Consider the following 20268-nt stretch of genomic DNA (forward strand, 5'->3'; position numbering starts at 1 on the left):
ACACCGTGAATAAGGAAAACTGCATATTTGGAATTTACCCGGTTTTGGAAGCGATTAAGTCCAATACCGTACTTGATAAAGTCTATATTCAAAAAGATTCCGGAAACCATAAGCTAGATGAAATTGTCGCTACTCTTGAAAACAAGCAGATTTCCATCAGTCGGGTTCCAATTGAAAAACTGAATCGGTTAACAAAGGGGAACCATCAAGGAATCGTGGCTCTCACCTCTCCTATTGCATTCCAATCTTTGGAATCGATTGTAGAAGCAGCGTTAGCATCTAATAAAACCCCACTGTTCTTAATTCTTGATCAGATAACCGATGTTCGGAATTTCGGGGCAATACTTAGAACAGCTGAATGTACCGGTGTGGATGCCGTAATTATTCAAAAAACAGGAGGAGCTCCTGTATCTGGAGATACCGTAAAAACCTCTGCCGGAGCTATCTTTAAAATTCCTATCTGCAAAGTAGATCATATTAAAGATGCAATTTTTTACCTTCAAGGTTCAGGTATAACTACGTTGGCCGCCACCGAAAAAACCAAGAACACCATCTATTCGGTCGATTTAAATATCCCTTTGGCCATTATAATGGGTTCGGAAGGAAAAGGTATTTCCCACTCGGTTTTAAATTTGGTAGATGAAAAAGCAGCACTACCCCTATTAGGAGAAATAAATTCATTAAATGTATCGGTAGCCTGTGGAGCTTTTCTTTATGAAGTTGTGCGACAAAGAAGCATTTAAGCGTAGTTATTTCCGCTTTTGGTAATAGTGTAGGTCACTTTTACCTGTGGCGCCCCTTTCGATTCAGAAGAAGCCTCTATTGTCTCTTCTGGTTTAGGCTCGCCAACAAAATTTCCATTTTCATCAAATTGTCTTAAGAAAGGATCGTTATCCTCGTCAAATCCCTCTTTTTCCCATTCATATTTCTTGTTTTCCAAGGGCACTCCTTTGAATATAAAGGCAAATAAAAGCCCTACAAAAAAACCAGATAAATGGCCTTCCCATGATATTTTAGGATCGATGGGAAATACATACCATAACAAACCACCATATAGGAAAACAACAGCCAGCGCTAATGCGGTAAGTTGAAATTGTTTAGAGAATATCCCCTTAAAAAATAAAAAGGCGACCAACATATATAGTACTCCACTAGCCCCAATATGTAGGGAAGGACGCCCAATTACCCAAGTAGCGAGCCCAGTAAAAACTAGCCCGTACAAAAGCACCTTCCATCTAATATTACGATAGAAATAAAAGAGCGCAGTGCTTAAAACAAAAAGAGGTATGGAATTATTGAAAATATGTTTCAGACTTCCATGAATAAAGGGTCCGCTGAAAATTCCAATTAACCCAGCCGGAGTGCGTGGATAAATCCCATATTTATTAAGATTAATTCCAAATCGGGATTCAATCCAAAATACAATCCACAGCAGCATCACGAAAAGTAATGGATACCCTATAACATCAGGGCCAAATTGCAAATGGTCTCTTTTGGACATATCAATATTCAAGCAAAAACAATCCCAAATCCAAATTTATGATAAATTGGCAGAGAAAATAATTATGTCTGTTAATTCTGTAGTTGAGTCACCAATAATGGGTGATTCCAAGGTTAAATTAAAACGCATGGAAATTCATACTGCAAAACCTTAAAGATTTAAAACCATCATCAAATATTCCCATCAGACGCCTCAATCCATATGAGCCAGACCTTATCACGCAATAGAATTTCCATAGGTAAAATTAGAGGCAATTCAATAAAATCGTAATTTTGAAGGCTATGAATACACCTCTTGCCGAAAGAATAAGACCGAAGTCGTTAGAAGAATATCTAAGCCAACAACATTTGATAGGGCCCAAAGGTTCTCTCACCACACAATTAAAAACTGGGATGCTTCCTTCACTTATTTTGTGGGGACCACCCGGTACGGGAAAAACAACTTTGGCCAATATTATTGCCAATCAGAGCGGACGACCGTTTTATGCACTAAGTGCCGTGGATAGCGGTGTGGCCGCAGTTCGCGAGGTAATCGAAAAAGCAAAAAAAAGTGAAAACTTATTTTCCTTAAAAAATCCCATACTATTTATCGATGAAATACATCGCTTTAGCAAATCGCAACAAGATTCTCTTCTTGGAGCTGTTGAAAAGGGATGGGTAACACTTATTGGAGCGACGACGGAAAACCCAAGTTTTGAAGTAATTCCCGCTCTTTTGTCGCGTTGCCAAGTGTATGTTCTGGAACCTTTTAGTAGAGACGATATGGAGGCTCTATTAAAACGTGCGTTGAGGGAGGACGCCATTTTATCCAAAAAAAAAGTAACTCTCAAGGAAACCGAGGCTCTTATACGTCTTTCTGGAGGTGATGCTCGTAAGCTATTAAACATCCTAGAGTTGGTAGTACTTTCAGAACTACCTGACAGCACGACAGAAAAAGATAAAGATTTGGTAATTACAAATGATCTTGTTATGCAAAAAGCACAAAAGAATACCGTGCTTTATGATAAAACAGGTGAACAGCACTACGATATTATTTCGGCATTTATAAAGTCCATTCGGGGTAGCGATCCGAATGCTGCGGTTTATTGGCTTGCCAGAATGATTGAAGGCGGCGAGGATTTGAAATTTATTGCGCGAAGGCTTGTTATTCTGGCTTCCGAAGATATCGGGAATGCCAATCCTAATGCTCTTCTTCTTGCCAACAGCACTTTTCAAGCAGTTAGTACAATTGGATTTCCTGAATCCCGAATCATATTAAGCCAATGTGCCATCTATCTGGCAACTTCACATAAAAGCAATGCTTCATACAAGGCTATTGGAGAAGCGCAACAACTCGTTCGCCAAACTGGCGACCTCTCGGTTCCCTTATCCATAAGGAATGCTCCAACAAAGCTTATGAAACAATTGGGCTACGGGAAAGAATATGAATACGCCCATAATTATGAAGGTAACTTTGTCCCGCACGAATTTTTGCCAGAAGAGATAAAGGGCACAACTTTTTACAAACCCGGCAACAACCCTAAGGAGAATACGTTAAGAAGTTATCTGAAACATCTCTGGAAGGATAAATACGACTTCTAATCTACCAATCGATAGGTATTGGAACTGGAATCATTCTGTATGGTAAGATTTCCGGTGGAATCAAAAATTACGTCAAATACCTTTCCTGTATCATCCATAAACTTTATCAGATTCTTGAGAGTAATTATTTTTCCCACTAATTTAAGTCCGTCCTCAGAGTTTGTATTTTCCTCGTACAAATAATATCCATCCGCTGTTTTTCTAAGCAAATAAGAATTTCCGTCAAGGGAGTAACTAGAAAATTTTGAAGTGGGAAGCAACGGTTCAGAAGAATGGGCAGTTTCTGTTCTTGGCTTAGATTTTTCAATGGAGGAATTTGAAAAAATGGCGGAGTCAGAACTAGTGAGTTCGGAATCGGTCAATAACACCAAATCTTTTTGTTGTACTCCCATTCTTTCAAGGTCCTTAAAGCCCCTTCTTAGTGCATCCTGAAATCCTACTTCATAATCTTTAACTTTACTCCGGCCCACTTCACTCCTATAAACTTCATTTCCTTTACAATCTCGCAACACCACCTGTACTCTGGCTCCCAAAATACTAGTAAGTTTTTCCACATCAGCATAAAGGCCGTCGCATCGATTGGCATTAGGGGCATTGCTCTCAAAAAAAGGATGGAAACCACTTTTTTCAAGATAGAACATAGTCATAGAATTCAGTTTATACTGATCAGGTTCTTTTAAAAAATCAAAACTATCCGGAACAATTACATAGCTGTAATTGCTGAGTTCAGCCTTTTGTGAAAAAGCCATTGAAAAGATAAAAAGCATAAGAAACACAACTCCCAATTGTTTCATAATGGAATAATTTAATTTAAAATATTTATCAAAGATAGACTTTTTGCCTCGACGCAAATTTAGACAGCGAAGCATTCCAAGTTAATACTATAAGAAATCCTTAATCTGCAAGAGATTATTTATAACGGGACCAGTTCCTTGATACGATTCGTTATTATAGTTAAAAAAGATTGAATTCATTCCCACCTTCAATGCTCCCTCTATATCTGCCTCATAGTTGTCGCCAATCATTATGCTGTGGCCGGGAAGAGCAGAAGCTTTTTTCATCGCAGTCTCAAAGATAATTGGATTCGGTTTTTTCACACCAACTTCTTCAGAGGTGGTAACGGTATTAAAATAATCTTCAATTCTACTATTCTTAAGTTTCATTTGTTGAACCTCCCCAAAACCATTGGTAATAATGTGAAGTTTATATTTGGAAAAGAGATAATCCAATATTTCAATGGTCCCTGAGAAAAGATGATTGTCAAAAGGAAGTTCTTGTATATAACTCTCTGCCAGAAGATCGATAGATGCAGGTGGCACATCCATTTTAAAAATCTGGAAAGTCTCCCTTAATCTTCCTCTACGCATTTCCTGCTTAGTTATTCCTTCTTCTCTGAACAATTTCCAATATCGAAGATTGATCGGCTCATATTCCAGGATAAACTCTGAAACTTTCAAGTCTATTTTATGTCTTTGAAAAACTCTGGCAAAAGCAAGTGCGGAGTTTCTATCAAAATCCCAGAGAGTATGGTCCAGATCGAAAAATACATCAGTTATTCCTTCAATCTGCATAATTTGGGAGCCTTTCCGAAAAGATACTTCGCCATACCTTGTTATCTTCATTCGAGGTAAAATCGCTGTTGGAAAAAATTAGTGTAAAAGTGCCATTGACCTTTTCTACTTCGGCCAAAAAGCCGTTTACCGTTTTTTCAATATCCGCTGAATATCTCTTATTAAAAGCCTGGCTCGTCATTGTGGCAGGTTGTATGACCAACGGGGTTTTAACTTCGTAATCCAAATCATAAAAAAGGAAAGGTGTGCACGTACCGGCCCTAAAACCTACGGTATCCCGAAAAACCATGGTAAAATCCCTTTTTACCTGAAGCTCTACCAAATTGCGATAAATATCGGGCAGGTGCACCAAAAATTCGGCATTCATTGAACTTAAAACAGCCCGGTTGGTTATGTGCTCCATCCGCCGTTTTTCGGATTTTAATTTTTCGTAATCCGTAAGGACATCATAGGAGAAGATGAGTCCAACTTCTTTATAATCGGAAACATACTTTAAAAGGAGCTTAAATTTTTTACGATGCGTATTCATTCCTTCCTGAAAATTCAGAGCATTTCCCAATAGGAAAAATACGGTAAGTTTAAAATTGCTATGCCGCGCATTATTGATCAACCACTTAAAGTTATCAACTGGATCCCTTTTAAGGGATAGGATCACTTTGGACCGTTCCCCAACATTTCTGAATTTGCCTCTAAAAAGATCATTAGCATAACCCAAAGCAGAACGCAGAAGACCTTTATATTTAAAAACAAAAGGTTCCGTTGCCGCGACCACTGGATGTATAATCATCTTTTTCTTAGGGAAAGGCAATCCAGGGAAAGCCTCTTTAAGTTTATCCTTAAATTTGTAGGCCCAAATATCAACCACAGGCTGGTTAAGAAATCCGTATTTGAATGCAAGACTTTCTGAGGCCATAAAGCGCCCCATTTCGTCCTTCACGTGGGGAAGGTATTCCTCATAGCGCGTTATCATATAAAAACTAGCAGCAAAAATATCGAAGGGTAAAGCACTTGTATTGGAAACTGGAAAGAAGCCCACCGTATCACCCCACTTTTTCACGCTTATCTCCAAAGTATCAAATCCTTGCTGCTCCAAAAGCCCAAAACTCTGGAAAAAGATCTCATTTCCCATTGCTTTTTTCCCATATGACATCTTTGGACCCTTATGGGCTATGAAGGGCTCTAGGGCAGTAGAGAAGGAAATATCGATTCCCAAAATTCTAAGACAGATATGCTTAAAAATATAGGAAATTCGGGGAGTAATTTTATCAATATGGATCAATAACATAAGTACTACAACATGTTTTCGTCAGCAAAGCTAAAATACGCTTTTTCGGTAACGATAAGATGATCTAGTACTTTTATATCCAAACTATCCCCGGCAGTTTTTAATTTTTTGGTCAATTGAATATCGGCATGGCTGGGCTTGAGTGTGCCCGAAGGATGGTTATGGGCCAATATGATTCCCACCGCTCCAAGCTGTACTGCTTCCTTAAAAACCAATCTCACGTCAACAATAGTTCCCGTAATACCGCCTTTACTAAGCTGAACATTTTTTATTACCTTATTGGAATTATTTAAATAAAGTATCCAAAATTCTTCGTGGGGAAGCTCTCCGATAAAAGGTTGGATAAATTCGAAAACGGTATTGCTGGAGGTAATTTTCTTGCGCTGCAGCGCTTCAGCAGTGCGTCGGCGCCGACCTAACTCCATAGCGGCGACGATTGCAATCGCTTTAGCCTGACCAATACCTTTAAAATGCATTAGGTCAATGACAGATGCCTTACCCAATTCACTCAGACTATTCCCATAAGAGGAAAGGATTCGCTGGCTAAGTGAAACCGCACTTTCATTCCTGCTTCCCGAGGCTATGAGAATTGCAATAAGTTCGGAATCGCTCAGGGCCACCTGCCCCTTTTGCAGCAGTTTTTCACGCGGCCGATCGTCCTCGTTCCATTGCTTTATCGAAAAATGATTTGTCTCCTCCAAAATCCTAAATTTACACGCGACTAAAGATAAGAAGGAATTTGAAATAAAATAAAAATTACAGAATAAATAATAATATTTTTGTTATAATCTTACGAATATCTCTATTAATACTTATAGCTGATGAATTTGTGGAATATAATTAAGTATATAAATTTTTACAAGGACTAGCATTTATCCTTAGAGTTGAGGGAAAGGCGGAATAAGACTAAGCCAATTCAAGAGTTTCAGCAATTTCCGATGAAGAGTTAGGTTGAAAATCAAAAAGGCGCTCAACATTCAAAATGTCTGGGATTCCCTCCAGTTCACAAAGAAATGCCACAACAGCACAAAGTCCATTGAAAAGAACATCATTTGAAACGCGATTTAAAGGCCTCTTGGATTTGGACCGATATGGAAGAGTATATCCACAACCCCTGAGAAAGACCGCCTCAATTTGCAGTAATTCTGAAGGTTTATACCCGTGTATTTTTCTACCAAAATTCTCGTTCACAAGTCCAACATAGTTCAATTTCAGCGATCCATGCGCTTCTGTGAGATTTTTCCACGTATCTGTATTATCACAAATATTCCCTACAGCACAATGATTACAACATTCGGGATTAAGCTTCCCGGAATGGAAGGCTTTGTATAGTTTTTCTATTGAACTGTCGAATCTTTTTGAAGTTACCATGATAAGAATTTTATAACACCCATAAAGTTATCGAATATTTGACGGAATTAAAATGACAGATTGGGAATTTGTAAATTTTTAACGCCGGAGAGTGATAAGTGGCCCATGTTCATTGGTCGGTAGTGGATAATCGATGATTTAAAGCATTTATCACAATTTGCTAAATAGAAATCAAGCCACCTTAGGAGCCAACTTTCAAATTAGAAAATAAAAAAAGGTCTAGAAAAAGCGAAACCTTTTTTTGTGATTTTTTCCCGATTTCTAGCTCCTTTTCTTGTCTCAAACTCTTTATAATAAACCAATTTCCGTGGTAAAAAGCCTTTCGTAGATAAATTCTGTATAAGATAACGTTGTCCTAAGCGCTTTTCTAAATCATCCGTTAGACCTTATATAATCTCCCGTCCTTTTCGCTCCTTAATACCTAGATATAAAACATAGTACAAAAGCAAAAAAGTCTTGAAAAACAAGACTTTTTAGTTTGTGACCCCGGCAGGATTCAAACCTGCAACCCTCAGAGCCGAAATCTGATGCGCTATTCAGTTGCGCCACGGGGCCATTGTATGTGCTCTTTTCTCCATCTTCTTCCTGCTGCACTCTTTAAATATTTTTCTCTTATTCTAGCATCACCTCTGGTCAAATAATTTTCAGTGTGGATAAGTACCCAAGGGACAAAAGCCCTTGTTGAAGGCGTTTTTCCAGAGTTATGTTCTTTTAATCTAACCTCACAGTTTACGGTCATCCCAACGTACATCCTATTAAAACTTACGCTATAGAGAACATAAACATAATACATTTCTAACTATTTTTTCAAACCTGCAACCCTCAGAGCCGAAATCTGATGCGCCCCGACCGAACGTGCCGAACGGCAGTTCGGTACGGGCGGGTATTCAGTTGCGCCACGGGGCCATTGTATGTGCTCTTTTCTCCATCTTCTTCCTGCTGCACTCTTTAAATATTTTTCTCTTATTCTAGCATCACCTCTGGTCAAATAATTTTCAGTGTGGATAAGTACCCAAGGGACAAAAGCCCTTGTTGAAGGCGTTTTTCCAGAGTTATGTTCTTTTAATCTAACTTCACAGTTTACGGTCATCCCAACGTACATCCTATTAAAACTTACGCTATAGAGAACATAAACATAATACATTTCTAACTATTTTTTCAAACCTGCAACCCTCAGAGCCGAAATCTGATGCGCCCCGCCCGAACGTGCCGAACGGCAGTTCGGTACGGGCGGGTATTCAGTTGCGCCACGGGGCCATTGTATTCAGTGTTCAAAAGTATTTCTTTTTGAAATGGTTAAAAGGAAATAAATAAAAATTTATTAACCTTTCTTATTAAATATTTTCTAAGAAAGTCGGGATTTTACGATTGTGGATATAGTTTTACCGTCCGCTTTTCCTGCAAGTTCAGTGCTAACTGCACCCATTACCTTACCCATATCTGCCATCCCGCTGGCCTCTGTTTCCGCAATAATTCTATCCACGATTACAATTATGTCCTCTTCACTCATTTGCTGGGGTAGGAACTGCTCTATTATCTTCGCCTGGGCCATCTCGGGTTCGGCGAGATCAGAACGACCTTGCTCTTGGTAGATAGCTGCACTGTCCTTTCGTTGCTTTACCTGCTTCTGAAGTAACTTCATCTCCTCTGCTTCACTAAGTTCCTTTTTGGAACCTGTTTCAGTCTGTGCCAATAGAAGAGCTGATTTTACCGCACGCAACGCTTCTAAAGATTGGGTATCCTTTGACTTCATTGCGACTTTCATCGCCTCCATTACCTTTTCCTGTAAGCTCATTTCACGTTTTTAATAGAGTGCGAATATACTCAATAAACACGAAATCGAGAACAGTATTATTTAGAAAATTAATTATTATTGGCCGATTTAAGGAACAAAAATATCCCAAAATCCCAAGATTGAAATTCTATATGGACCCTGTAAAATCTTGACGCTTGCACTAAAAATCCATATTTAAACAACCTCAAAAAAAAACCCGTAAACCATTAAAGATATACGGGTCTCACTTAAATCAAGAATCAATTAATCAACATTATCGTGCAAGTAGGAGTTGTTTTTTCGCAATTCAATTCCGTCATCTTCACTATTTACCGAAGTTCTGGAAATTTTGGAATCCTGCTGAGGTTCGCTCAGGTCGATACCCATCCTTTTATACGCTGGTTGCTTCTCAATCTCATCAATGCGAGAAGGGCTATTTTTAAATTTATAATTGAACTCTTTCATTTTTCGCTTTCTTTCCTCGGTCCGATCCCGAAGTAATTGCGAAATTGGAGAATTCATAGGATCAGCATCCTTTTGGTTCACATCTCGTGTAGGTTCTGCCACCGTCCTCTTTTCAAAAACGATATCCTCGTCTTCAGGAACATTTTTGGGTTTTGGTTTGGCAGAATTCAAAAAATTTTCAACTTCCTGATAATCATCCAAACTATAACGCTTTATGCCATCTCCGGAAACTTCAGTAATAGGTATAATCTCCACGTGGCTGTGGACTTCAATTTCATTTGGATTATCATAATTTGAAGCCGATCTTTTTTCTGATTCAGCCACTTTCTTATTGTGGTTTATTGGAAGGTCAAACATCAAAATCTGATCTTCTTCCCCCTTCTCTACTTCATCAGAAATCTGAAATACTTCCTCACGTTTGGGCGCTTCAACAATTATGAATTCATTTACATTAACTTTATTAATTTCAACTTGATCGAATTCCTCGATTTTTTTTACCTGCACCTCTTCATACGAAATATCTAAATTCCGAAGTAGTTCCGTAGTTTCAATATACCCTTCAAATGGTAAAGGTTTTTCAATTTCAACCTCGTCAAAAAGGGTGTGTCGGATTATCGGTTGTCCGTGTGGCTTAGGCTGTTCCCCATTATTTTTTTTGGGAAGGAAAACAGCACCTCCTGTGGATTTGGGAGTGAGGGTTTGTTCCGCCCTTTGGTCATCCTCCAGCGTATGGATTATTTTTTTTGATTCGGTATTGACGATTTCGTTTTGCTGTTCTACATCAAAGCCCGTAGCAATCACTGTAATAGAGATGGAACCATCCAGCTCTTCGTCTTCGCCCACGCCCATAATAATATTTGCACTGTGCCCAGCTTCATCCTGAATATGATCACTGATTTCTCCAATTTCATCAATGGTAATTTCATCGGAACCTGAAACAATTAACAGCAAGACATTTTTAGCGCCTCTTATTTTGTTATCGTTCAACAAAGGCGAATCGAGCGCTTTGGTAATGGCCTCTTTTGCTCTGTTTCCTCCTGAAGCTGTAGAACTTCCCATTATGGCTGTTCCACTATTGGAAAGAACCGTTTTGGCATCGCGAAGGTCTATGTTCTGTGTATAGTGATGGGTTATAACTTCGGCAATTCCACGAGCAGCCGTGGCCAGAACCTCATCGGCCTTGGAAAATCCAGCTTTAAAGCCCAGATTTCCATATACATCACGTAATTTATTATTATTGATAATTACCAATGAATCCACATTCTGGCGCAGCTTTTCCACACCAAGCAAGGCTTGTTCATTTCTGGTTTTCCCCTCAAAGGAAAAAGGTATTGTGACGATACCCACAGTAAGAATATCCATATCCTTTGCCATTTTGGCTATAATGGGCGCAGCACCTGTACCAGTTCCCCCACCCATACCCGCAGTGATGAAAATCATTTTGGTATTGGTGGTTAGCATACTTTGTATCTCTTCTATACTCTCCACCGCGGACTGTTCCCCCACTTTTGGGTTTGCTCCCGCGCCCATTCCTTCAGTTAAGGAAACTCCAAGTTGTATTTTTACGGGAACCGGGCTGTTTTCCAGCGCCTGGGAATCAGTATTACAAATTACGAAATCAACCCCTTTTATGCCCTGTTTAAACATGTGATTGATAGCGTTGCTTCCACCGCCCCCCACACCTATCACCTTGATAACGTGCGATTGGTTTTTGGGCAGATCGAATGAAATGTTGTCAAATTCTGTTGTGCTGCTCATAATTCTATTTTTTAATGCAATTTTTATTTTTTATTCCTCCTATTCCTAAAACCGCTCTTAGCATCGTGGCACGATGAATCGCGGTACTCATCTTAAAGTCTACTCGGCGTTATCTAGAAATTCTTTAAACTTCTCCGCCCATTTGTCAAAAAATCGTTTTCGGTTTTTTGGCTCTGCATCTTTTTCCTTTTCCTCTTCATGCTCCATACTCTCCTGAGGAATTTCATGTTCACTTCCTTCCTCCGTATCGGGGTAGTGGTGTGGAAACCGCTTCATAAGAGAGGATTTCTCCTTGCTTTCCAAACTGTTAAGCACTAACCCTACGGCAGTTGCATAAGCAGGACTGGTAGTCTCCTCATCACTGTCCCCAGCCAAATGCTCATTTGGATACCCAATGCGCGTGTCCATACCGGTTATGTATTCAACAAGTTGTTTAATATGTTGCAATTGTGCCCCGCCACCGGTTAATACTATGCCCGCAATAAGTTTCTTTTTCTGCTCTTCGTGACCGTAATTCTTAATTTCCATATACGCTTGCTCGATAATTTCTATCACGCGCGCATGGATAATCTTTGAAAGATTTTTTAAACTTATTTCTTTGGGTTCTCTGCCTCTTAAACCTGGAATGGAAACAATTTCATTGTCTTTATTCTCTCCTGGCCACGCAGAACCAAATTTTATTTTAAGTAACTCCGCCTGTTTTTCTATAATTGAACAGCCCTCTTTAATATCTTCGGTGATTACATTTCCACCAAATGGAATGACTGCTGTATGTCTAATAATACCATCCTTAAATATGGCTAGATCTGTGGTTCCACCTCCTATATCTATCAAAGCTACTCCTGCTTCCTTTTCTTCTTGACTGAGCACAGCTTTTGCAGATGCCAAGGGTTCCAAGGTTATTGCAGAAAGTTCCAGACCAGCACTCTTAATACATCTGCCCACATTTCTAATGGAGGCTACCTGACCTACAACTACGTGAAAATTAGCTTCCAATCTCGCACCGTACATTCCGATGGGCTCCTTTATTTCGGCCTGTCCATCCACCTTGTAATCCTGTGGCAATACGTGTAAAATCTCTTCTCCCGGGAGCATTACCAGTTTATGGACCTGATTGCACAGACGATCGATATCATCTTCACTAATTACCTCTTCACCGTCTGCACGGGTAATATAATCGCTATGCTGAAGACTTCTTATGTGCTGGCCGGCAATACCAACCACCACTTCCTTTATTTTCATTCCTGAAGCCGTTTCTGCATCTTGTACCGCTTGCTGTATGGATTGAATGGTTTGGGTAATATTATTCACTACACCTCGGTGTACGCCCAAACTTTTGGCTTTACCGATTCCCAAAACCTCCATTTTGCCATAATCGTTTTTTCGTCCGATCATGGCCACAATCTTGGTTGTTCCAATATCAAGTCCTACCGCAATATTATCTTTTTCCATGGCCTATCTTTTTTGTGGCTATTACCTGATTATCGAACTTCAGGTTCACCTTTTCATACCCATAAAGAGTACTATCTTGTTGTGTTTTTTTATAAAATGCTTTAAAATTCTGAAACTTATTTTCAATAGCCACTGGCTTTCCGAAAAGCACCTTTAGATCGGTTTTCCGCAGCTCCAATTCAATCTCTCCATTTTCCCTTCCATTTAACCCTACCACGATCTTCTCCATAAAATCGTCCTGCCTAATATGAAGCAACAGGGGGGTTATTTCCTCTAAATCATTTTCTGAAATTCCGGTAATTATCGGCACTCGGGCGGAATACACATCGGACAGTGGCATCATTTTTCCGTCCGCGTCTAAATAATAATCCTGTCCCAGCCGCTGGGAGGATACTCTTCCAATGGGGTCACGTTGTTCTATCCTGGCTCCAAGGACTCCATCTATGGTAAGAAACACTTCTGCCTGGCGAATCATGGGATTTTCTCGTAACCGTTTTTCCATTTCTTTCAAAACTAAAGTTTCTTTCCCTACGTCCGTAACCTCCACTTCTTTTTGTATCAACAATTTATTAACTGTTTCGTAGGTGATAAAAGGAGCATTTCCGTTAATGAATTCCACCTCCAGCTTGGCCAGGTTCCTCTTGTCATTCCGTTTTTGACCGAAGCTATAAAGAAATACCAACAGCCCCAGAAGAACTACGAATTTTAATATTTCAATTGCCCGTTTCATACCGCAATTTTTTAGTTATTGAACTTACTTCAGCTCCAATATCTCCAGCACCTACCAGTAATTTTATTCTACATTTAGACTTTAATAAAATCTCTGGCAGTGCCGACTTAAAAACCAATCGCTTACTATAAGCCTCCACTTGATCCAAAAGCCACTGTGAGGTAATTCCGTCAATTGGTTCTTCTCTGGCAGGATAAATATCCAAAAGAACCACCTCGTCAAACTGGGAAAGACTTTTTGCGAATGCTTGTCCAAAATCTCGAGTCCGACTGAACAAATGTGGCTGGAAAACAATCTGCTTGCAATCTTCAGGATACATTTCATCAACTGCCTGAAAAAGAGCATCAAGCTCAGTGGGATGGTGTGCGTAATCGTCTATTAAAACAAGATTATCTGTTCTAATTTTATATGAAAACCTTCTTTTAACACCGCGGAAACTGGCTAGAGCTTCGGGCAGACAATCTTTTGATGCGCCAGCTCTTAATGCCATTCCCAAAGCCATAACGGCATTTAAAAGATTATGTCGTCCAGGTAAAAGATAAGTGAGATTATTCAACCTTAGATTTGGAGTTTTTAAATCGAAACAATAAGCCCCATCTACAATCCGAATATTTTGTGCCTCATAATCGGCAGCCTCCTCAACGGCAACGGTCATCCCCAATAATGGCAAGTCATTTTTAATAAATACATTCTCCTCCTTATCCACTAATCTCGAAAAAGTCAAGAAGGCATTATTAACTTCCATAGCATCTCCATAAATATCCAAATGGTCCGCGTCCATTGAAGTAACGCAGGCGATATCCGGCGTTAGCTGAAGAAAGGATCTATCAAATTCATCCGCTTCTACAACCATAATTTGACTTCCACGGAATATGAAGTTGGAATTATAATTTTCTGCAATTCCACCCAAAAAAGCGGTAACGGGCATATTACATTCAGCCATTAGATGACCCAAAATAGCAGAAGTTGTGGTTTTACCATGAGTACCTGCCACGGCTAAGCAAAGACTGTTTTTTGAAATGATGCCTAACAGTTCTGCGCGTTTAACAATTTCGAACCCTTCGGAATAGAAAAATTTCAAAATTGAATTATTCTGTGACACAGCAGGGGTGCGAACGACCAAAACATTTTCCTTTGAAAGTACACCTTTTGGAATTTCAGAAACAGCATCCAAAAATACTACTGGAATTCCTTCTGAAATTAATTCATCGGTTAACTCGGTGGAGGTTTTGTCATAGCCATAAACATTTTTACCCAGCATTTTGAAATATCGCGCAAGAGCACTCATTCCAATGCCACCGATTCCAACGAAATAAAGGGTTTCTATGTTTTCTAGGTTAGTCAAAGTTTATAAATGTTTGTTGTTTATGGTTTGTGGCTTTTAAAGTTTTTATTCTGAAGCGATTTCTAGAAAATTGTTCATTCACTTCTCAATTGCTTTTCATTAATTTCTCGATCTCTACTATAATATCTCTGGTCGCGTTGGGTTTTGCCAGCTCCTTAATATTCCCCGACAAAATTTTTTGTTGCTCTTCGGAAGAAAGCAAATCCGAAAATTTTGTATCAAAACTGTCATCCAATTCATTTTCTCTTATCAATATGGCAGCTTCTTTTTCTGCCACAGAAAGCGCATTTTTCGTTTGGTGATCTTCAGCGACATTGGGCGAGGGAATAAAAATTACTGGTTTTCCTACCAAACAAAGTTCCGATACAGATAAAGCCCCTGCCCTAGAAATTATAAAATCCCCGGCTGCGTAGGCCAGATCCATTCTATTTAAAAACGCGTGTATTTTCACATTGGCATTCTCTATGTCCTTATACACAAGTTCGTAATATTTACCACATTGCCAGATTACCTGTAAATTGTGTTTTTCAAAAAGAGGCAATGACTTTTCTATCAATTCGTTTATTCTCTTCGCGCCCAGGCTCCCACCCAATACAAGGAGTGTTTTTTTGTCTTTGTCCAATTTGAAAAATTGAAGCGCTTCCTCTTTCTTTTCAGAAATATCCAACAAATCCTGCCTAACCGGATTTCCTGTAAATCGAATTTTTTCAGCGGGAAAAAATTTCTCCATCCCTTCATAAGCAACACAAATGCTCTTGGCACTGCCACTAAGCCACTTATTTGTGATGCCTGCGTAGCTGTTCTGTTCTTGGATCAAACAGGGAATTTTTTTTAATGATGCCATTCGCAATAATGGAGCGCTGGCGTACCCCCCGGTTCCAATAGCGACATCTGCTCTAAAATTCTTTAAAATAGTATTGGATTTTGCCAAGCTTGAAACCAACTTTAAAGGAAATGCGAGATTTTGAATTGAAAGACTACGCTGTAACCCTGAAATCCAAAGTCCTTTGATGCGATAACCTGCTTGGGGAACTTTTTCCATTTCCATCCTATCCTTTGATCCCACGAACAAAAATTCGGCTTCAGGATACCGAGATTTCAATTCGTCCGCAATGGCAATAGCGGGATAGATATGTCCTCCCGTTCCGCCGCCTGATATGATGAATTTTGGTTTCAATTATTTACTTATTTTCAGATTCTTCTTTTAAATCTCGTATTAATATTCCTAAGACGAAAAATTTACGTCAATGCTAGATCGCTTCACTTAAAACATCCAAAGGATTCTCTTCTGCTTCTTCCTTGTGGACTACCTCCCGTTTTGCACTAACGCTCAAAATCATTCCCAATGCCAGACACGTCATCCATATTGAGGTTCCCCCACTACTTATTAACGGTAAATTTTGACCGGTTACCGGAAAGAGTTCTACTGCCACTGCCATATTTATCATTGCCCGAAAAATTATGGGCATTCCTACCCCGATGACCAGTAATTTTCCAAAAACGGAGGTCGATTTGTGGGCCACCACTAGGATTCTGAACAGCAGAAACAAATAAAGAAGCATCAGAAACATTCCGCCCACAAGTCCGAATTCCTCTACAATAATGGCATAGATAAAATCGGAAGATGATTGAGGCAAAAAGTTCTTCTGAACACTTTTTCCAGGTCCAAGTCCCGTAATCCCACCGGAAGCAATCGCAATCTTAGCTTTTTCTATTTGGTAGTCCGCTTCTGTATCCTGTTTATCAGCAAAATTGTCTATTCGGCTCATCCATGTATCTACCCGATTCGGGAAAATATCGGGAAAAGCTTTCGCGGTGAGAATGAAAATTGTCAGGAATACTAAACCTGTGCCTAAAATAATTCCTAAGTATTTTAAAGGATACCCGCCTACAAATACCAACATCACAACCATAGTAAAAATAATTCCTGCCGTAGAAAAGTTAGCTGGAAGAATTAATGCCAATACTATAAAAACCGGCGTCCAAAGTGGTAGGATAGTTTCTTTGAAAATAACCGTTTTATCCTTAATCCTGGATAAATATCTGGCCACATAAGTCATTAATACAACCCCTGCCAAGGTAGAAGTCTGAAAAGTTATACCTACAAAAGGTATTCTAATCCATCGGCTAGCATTAGCTCCGTCTATTGTCCTTCCTTCGGCCATGGTAAGTCCCAATAAAATGACAACTACCGGTAAGGCAATAATGGATAGACCTCGGAAATAATTATAGGGAATCTTATGGATACCATATAAAATTCCAAACCCTAAAACCAAATGAGCAAAATGCCTAAGCAGGTAAGGTAGTGTACTACCATCACCAAAAAGATAAGCCAAATTGCTACTGGCACTGTAAACAGGCATAAAGGACAATAGTGCCAAAAGACTTACTATTCCCCAGATAACCTTATCTCCTTGTATGTAATGGAAGATGTTTTTCACTTTAAAAGTTTGTTGTTTGTCGTTTATTATTTGTTGTCAGAATGATTTTTTTTTACAATTTTCTTACTGCCTCTTTAAATTGTCTGCCACGGTCTTCGTAATTTTCAAACAAATCGAAGCTCGCACAAGCAGGAGAAAGGAGAACAGAGTTATTCTTTTCTGCAAGTTTATAAGCCGCCTTTACTGCCATCGCCATAGAATCGGTTTCCAGAATAGTGTCCACAATGTTGCCAAAGGCTTCAACAATTTTTTGGTTGTCCACGCCCAAACAGATTATCGCCTTTACCTTTTCATTCACCAATGGCAAAAGTTCACTATAATCATTTCCTTTATCCACACCACCAACAATCCATATTGTAGGATTCTGCATACTTCCCAAGGCATAAAAAGTGGCGTTGACATTCGTTGCCTTTGAATCGTTTATATACTGGACATTATTGATTTTTAAAACTTTTTCCAATCTGTGCTCCACCCCTGGAAAGCCTTCCAAACTCTGGCGGATAGTCTGTTTTCTAATTTTCAATAAGGTGGCTACGGTTGTGGCAGCCATAGCGTTTTTCACATTGTGATCTCCTTGTATTGCAATTTCTGGTATCGGCATACTAAATTTATTATTATCTATATTTATTACTATTTCGTTATTTTTTTTAAAAGCTCCCCTACTCAATTCCTGTTTCAATGAAAATGGCAGCAATTGCGATTTAATAGGATTTTCAGAAAGCCATTTCATTATTTCTTCATCATCTGCGTCATAAATGAAATAATCCTCCGAGGTTTGGTTCATTACAACTCGAAATTTTGAGGCGATATAATTTTCATATTTGTAATCATATCTGTCTAAATGGTCCGGACTTAAATTGGTCAAAATCGCGATATGTGGTGAAAAAGACTCAATTCCGTCAAGCTGAAAGCTGCTAAGCTCCAAGACAAAATTTTCGTATTTCGCCTCTGAAACCAATTCGGCAAAGCTTTCTCCGATGTTACCTCCAAGAGCCACATTTAAACCACCCACCTTCAATATTTCGAAGGTTAAACTGGCCGTCGTCGTTTTTCCGTTACTTCCGGTAATTCCCACTATTGTCGCTTTCGTATATTTGCTGGCAAACTCGATTTCAGAAATTATTTTTATTCCGTTTTCCTTCAGTTTACGAACAATTGGAGCTTTATCAGGAATTCCCGGGCTTTTCATAACCACATCGGCGCGAAGGATTTTTTCTTCTGAATGCCCTTCTTCCTCCCATTCAATCTCATTATTTATAAGAACTTGTTTATACTTGTCTTTTATCTTTCCGAAGTCTGAGACAAACACATCAAACTTCTTTTTCTTTGCCAAGAGGGCCGTTCCGACTCCGCTTTCACCCGCTCCGAGAATTACAATCCTTGATTTACGATTTACGATTGACGATTGACGATTTGGACTCATTTCGCATTTAATCTTTTACGCACTGTATTTATTGGTGCAATTGTAATTGACAGTAATTCATTAGCCTCCTTGTGTAATCGATCAATTTCATCGTGATGTGTTTCACTCATTTCCGTTAATATTTCCAGGAAATACATACTTTCATCTGCTTCTTCTTCCACGATTTTTAACTACTTTCCCGCATCAACCGCAAATCGCAACATTCTATGTTTAATCACTTCCCTCATAGTCGTAAATCGAAAATCCTACTTCGTAAATCCCAAACCATCTTCTTTTATTTCCATTCTCCTATTCATAAATCTAAAATCATACTTCCTAAATCGTATATCGCAAATCCCCTAACGTATTTTCAAGGTTACAATAGTGATAATGGCCAGAAAAATCCCTACAATCCAAAACCGGGTTACGATTTTACTTTCGTGAAAACCCTTTATTTGATAATGGTGGTGAAGTGGCGCCATTCTGAAAATTCGACGTCCCTCCCCGTATTTCCGCCGAGAATATTTAAACCAACTTACTTGTAATACAACTGATAGATTTTCCATCAGAAAAATGCCGCAAAGGATGGGAATCAACAATTCCTTTCTTACGGCAATCGCGATAACTGCAATAATCCCACCTATGGTAAGGCTGCCCGTATCGCCCATAAAAACTTGCGCCGGATAAGCATTATACCATAAAAATCCTACCAATGCCCCAACAAATGCCATAATAAAAATTGTCATTTCGCCCGTATTTGGGATGTACATAATGTTTAGGTAATCGGAAAAAATAACGTTACCCGAAACCCAGGCAAACAATGCTAAGGTTACCCCAATAATGGCGGAACTTCCCGCGGCGAGTCCGTCAATTCCGTCGGTAAGATTTGCGCCATTGGAAACTGCGGTGATAATAAAAATGACGATTGGAATAAAAATTAGCCATACATAGCTTTTATAATTTCCTCCCATCCAACTAATGATTTCAGAATAATTGAATTCATTTTCCTTCACAAAGGGAATGGTGGTAAGGAGCGCCTTATCCTTTACATAAAATGTGTTTTCATTTTTTTGAGAAATAACCTGGGCCTGCGCGCTAGGCGATTCCACATTTCGCTGCACTACAATATCCGGATGGAGATACATGGTGGCTCCGACAAATAATCCAAGACCGATCTGACCAATAACCTTGAACTTACCTGGTAGGCCTTGCTTGTCATTTTTAAATTTTTTTATGTAATCGTCCATAAACCCGATTATTCCCATCCAAATGGTGGTAACAATAAGGAGGATTACATAAATATTTTCAAGCTTGGCGAAAAGGATAACTGGTATAAGAGTTGCCAGAATTATAATAATGCCACCCATTGTAGGAGTGCCCGCCTTTTCATTCTGACCTTCCAATCCTAATTCGCGTACAGTCTCCCCTATTTGTTTTTTCCGAAGAAATTCAATAATCTTTTTACCATAAACTGTGGCAATGACCAACGATAAAATAAGCGCCATGGCAGCACGGAAAGTAATGAACCCAAACAAACCCGTTCCGGGAATCTCGTAGGTCTTATCCAAATAGTCGAATAGATAATAGAGCATT

General features: G+C 39.2%; 20 protein-coding genes and 1 tRNA gene. 2 read left to right on the forward strand and 19 right to left on the reverse strand.

Annotated elements, in window-relative coordinates; all coding sequences use genetic code 11:
• The first annotated feature begins 5 nt into the window (after positions 1-5).
• On the forward strand, positions 6-743 hold the full coding sequence (gene rlmB / locus EI546_RS07515; RefSeq protein ID WP_128249965.1) for a 23S rRNA (guanosine(2251)-2'-O)-methyltransferase RlmB: 738 nt from the start codon (positions 6-8) through the stop codon (positions 741-743).
• Here the strand turns inward: rlmB and EI546_RS07520 are convergent.
• Positions 740-1501, reverse strand: a complete 762-nt coding sequence (locus EI546_RS07520) for a rhomboid family intramembrane serine protease (protein WP_128249966.1) — start codon at positions 1499-1501, stop codon at positions 740-742. The two genes, rlmB and EI546_RS07520, sit on opposite strands and share 4 nt — an antisense overlap.
• A gap of 281 nt (positions 1502-1782) precedes the next feature.
• Here EI546_RS07520 and EI546_RS07525 point away from each other — a divergent pair, with 281 nt between their 5' ends.
• Positions 1783-3081 (forward strand): replication-associated recombination protein A, encoded by a 1299-nt coding sequence (locus tag EI546_RS07525; protein WP_128249967.1) that lies wholly within the window; start codon positions 1783-1785, stop codon positions 3079-3081.
• Here EI546_RS07525 and EI546_RS07530 read toward each other — a convergent pair.
• The 18 genes from EI546_RS07530 to mraY form a co-directional block, all read right to left on the reverse strand.
• Entirely contained in the window at positions 3078-3875 is a 798-nt protein-coding gene (locus EI546_RS07530) for a hypothetical protein (RefSeq protein WP_128249968.1), read from the reverse strand. The two genes, EI546_RS07525 and EI546_RS07530, sit on opposite strands and share 4 nt — an antisense overlap.
• An 87-nt stretch (positions 3876-3962) precedes the next feature.
• On the reverse strand, positions 3963-4652 hold the full coding sequence (locus EI546_RS07535) for a YjjG family noncanonical pyrimidine nucleotidase (protein ID WP_128249969.1): 690 nt from the start codon (positions 4650-4652) through the stop codon (positions 3963-3965).
• A complete protein-coding gene (locus tag EI546_RS07540) occupies positions 4642-5937 on the reverse strand; it encodes a DUF7033 domain-containing protein (RefSeq protein ID WP_128249970.1) in 1296 nt (431 codons plus the stop codon). Before EI546_RS07540 ends, EI546_RS07535 begins: the two co-directional genes overlap by 11 nt.
• A 5-nt stretch (positions 5938-5942) precedes the next feature.
• Positions 5943-6638, reverse strand: coding sequence for a RadC family protein (radC, locus tag EI546_RS07545; protein WP_410198320.1), 696 nt, complete (start codon positions 6636-6638; stop codon positions 5943-5945).
• A gap of 205 nt (positions 6639-6843) precedes the next feature.
• The gene (locus EI546_RS07550; RefSeq protein ID WP_128249972.1) at positions 6844-7308 is read right to left on the reverse strand and encodes a Na(+)-translocating NADH-quinone reductase subunit F; all 465 of its coding nucleotides are present in this window, start codon (positions 7306-7308) and stop codon (positions 6844-6846) included.
• A gap of 481 nt (positions 7309-7789) precedes the next feature.
• Positions 7790-7863: transfer RNA gene (locus EI546_RS07560), tRNA-Arg, on the reverse strand.
• Positions 7841-8101, reverse strand: coding sequence for a GIY-YIG nuclease family protein (locus EI546_RS07565; RefSeq protein ID WP_128249973.1), 261 nt, complete (start codon positions 8099-8101; stop codon positions 7841-7843). The genes EI546_RS07560 and EI546_RS07565 overlap by 23 nt, the downstream gene beginning before the upstream one ends.
• Positions 8102-8107: 6 nt before the next feature.
• Positions 8108-8452 carry a GIY-YIG nuclease family protein gene (locus tag EI546_RS07570; RefSeq protein WP_128249974.1) on the reverse strand — a complete coding sequence of 115 codons (345 nt, stop codon included), beginning with the start codon at positions 8450-8452 and terminating at the stop codon, positions 8108-8110.
• A gap of 201 nt (positions 8453-8653) precedes the next feature.
• The gene (locus tag EI546_RS07575; RefSeq protein WP_128249975.1) at positions 8654-9103 is read right to left on the reverse strand and encodes a GatB/YqeY domain-containing protein; all 450 of its coding nucleotides are present in this window, start codon (positions 9101-9103) and stop codon (positions 8654-8656) included.
• A 243-nt stretch (positions 9104-9346) separates the two neighbouring features.
• Positions 9347-11305 (reverse strand): cell division protein FtsZ, encoded by a 1959-nt coding sequence (ftsZ, locus tag EI546_RS07580; RefSeq protein ID WP_128249976.1) that lies wholly within the window; start codon positions 11303-11305, stop codon positions 9347-9349.
• Positions 11306-11404: 99 nt separating this feature from the next.
• On the reverse strand, positions 11405-12757 hold the full coding sequence (gene ftsA, locus EI546_RS07585; protein ID WP_128249977.1) for a cell division protein FtsA: 1353 nt from the start codon (positions 12755-12757) through the stop codon (positions 11405-11407).
• Entirely contained in the window at positions 12744-13487 is a 744-nt protein-coding gene (locus EI546_RS07590; RefSeq protein WP_128249978.1) for a cell division protein FtsQ/DivIB, read from the reverse strand. The genes ftsA and EI546_RS07590 overlap by 14 nt, the downstream gene beginning before the upstream one ends.
• On the reverse strand, positions 13471-14832 hold the full coding sequence (murC, locus tag EI546_RS07595) for a UDP-N-acetylmuramate--L-alanine ligase (protein ID WP_128249979.1): 1362 nt from the start codon (positions 14830-14832) through the stop codon (positions 13471-13473). Before murC ends, EI546_RS07590 begins: the two co-directional genes overlap by 17 nt.
• Before the next feature lie 85 nt (positions 14833-14917).
• Complete coding sequence (gene murG, locus EI546_RS07600) at positions 14918-16009, reverse strand: undecaprenyldiphospho-muramoylpentapeptide beta-N-acetylglucosaminyltransferase (protein WP_128249980.1); 1092 nt, start codon at positions 16007-16009, stop codon at positions 14918-14920.
• Between the two features lie 73 nt (positions 16010-16082).
• A complete protein-coding gene (locus EI546_RS07605) occupies positions 16083-17273 on the reverse strand; it encodes an FtsW/RodA/SpoVE family cell cycle protein (protein ID WP_128249981.1) in 1191 nt (396 codons plus the stop codon).
• A gap of 52 nt (positions 17274-17325) precedes the next feature.
• Complete coding sequence (gene murD, locus EI546_RS07610; RefSeq protein ID WP_128249982.1) at positions 17326-18696, reverse strand: UDP-N-acetylmuramoyl-L-alanine--D-glutamate ligase; 1371 nt, start codon at positions 18694-18696, stop codon at positions 17326-17328.
• Positions 18693-18857, reverse strand: a complete 165-nt coding sequence (locus EI546_RS16215) for a hypothetical protein (protein WP_164905200.1) — start codon at positions 18855-18857, stop codon at positions 18693-18695. The genes murD and EI546_RS16215 overlap by 4 nt, the downstream gene beginning before the upstream one ends.
• Positions 18858-19034: 177 nt before the next feature.
• Complete coding sequence (mraY, locus tag EI546_RS07615; protein WP_128249983.1) at positions 19035-20267, reverse strand: phospho-N-acetylmuramoyl-pentapeptide-transferase; 1233 nt, start codon at positions 20265-20267, stop codon at positions 19035-19037.
• Between the last annotated feature and the right edge of the window lies 1 nt (position 20268).

It is taken from the genome of Aequorivita sp. H23M31, from assembly GCF_004022485.1.
GTDB lineage: Bacteria > Bacteroidota > Bacteroidia > Flavobacteriales > Flavobacteriaceae > Aequorivita > Aequorivita ciconiae.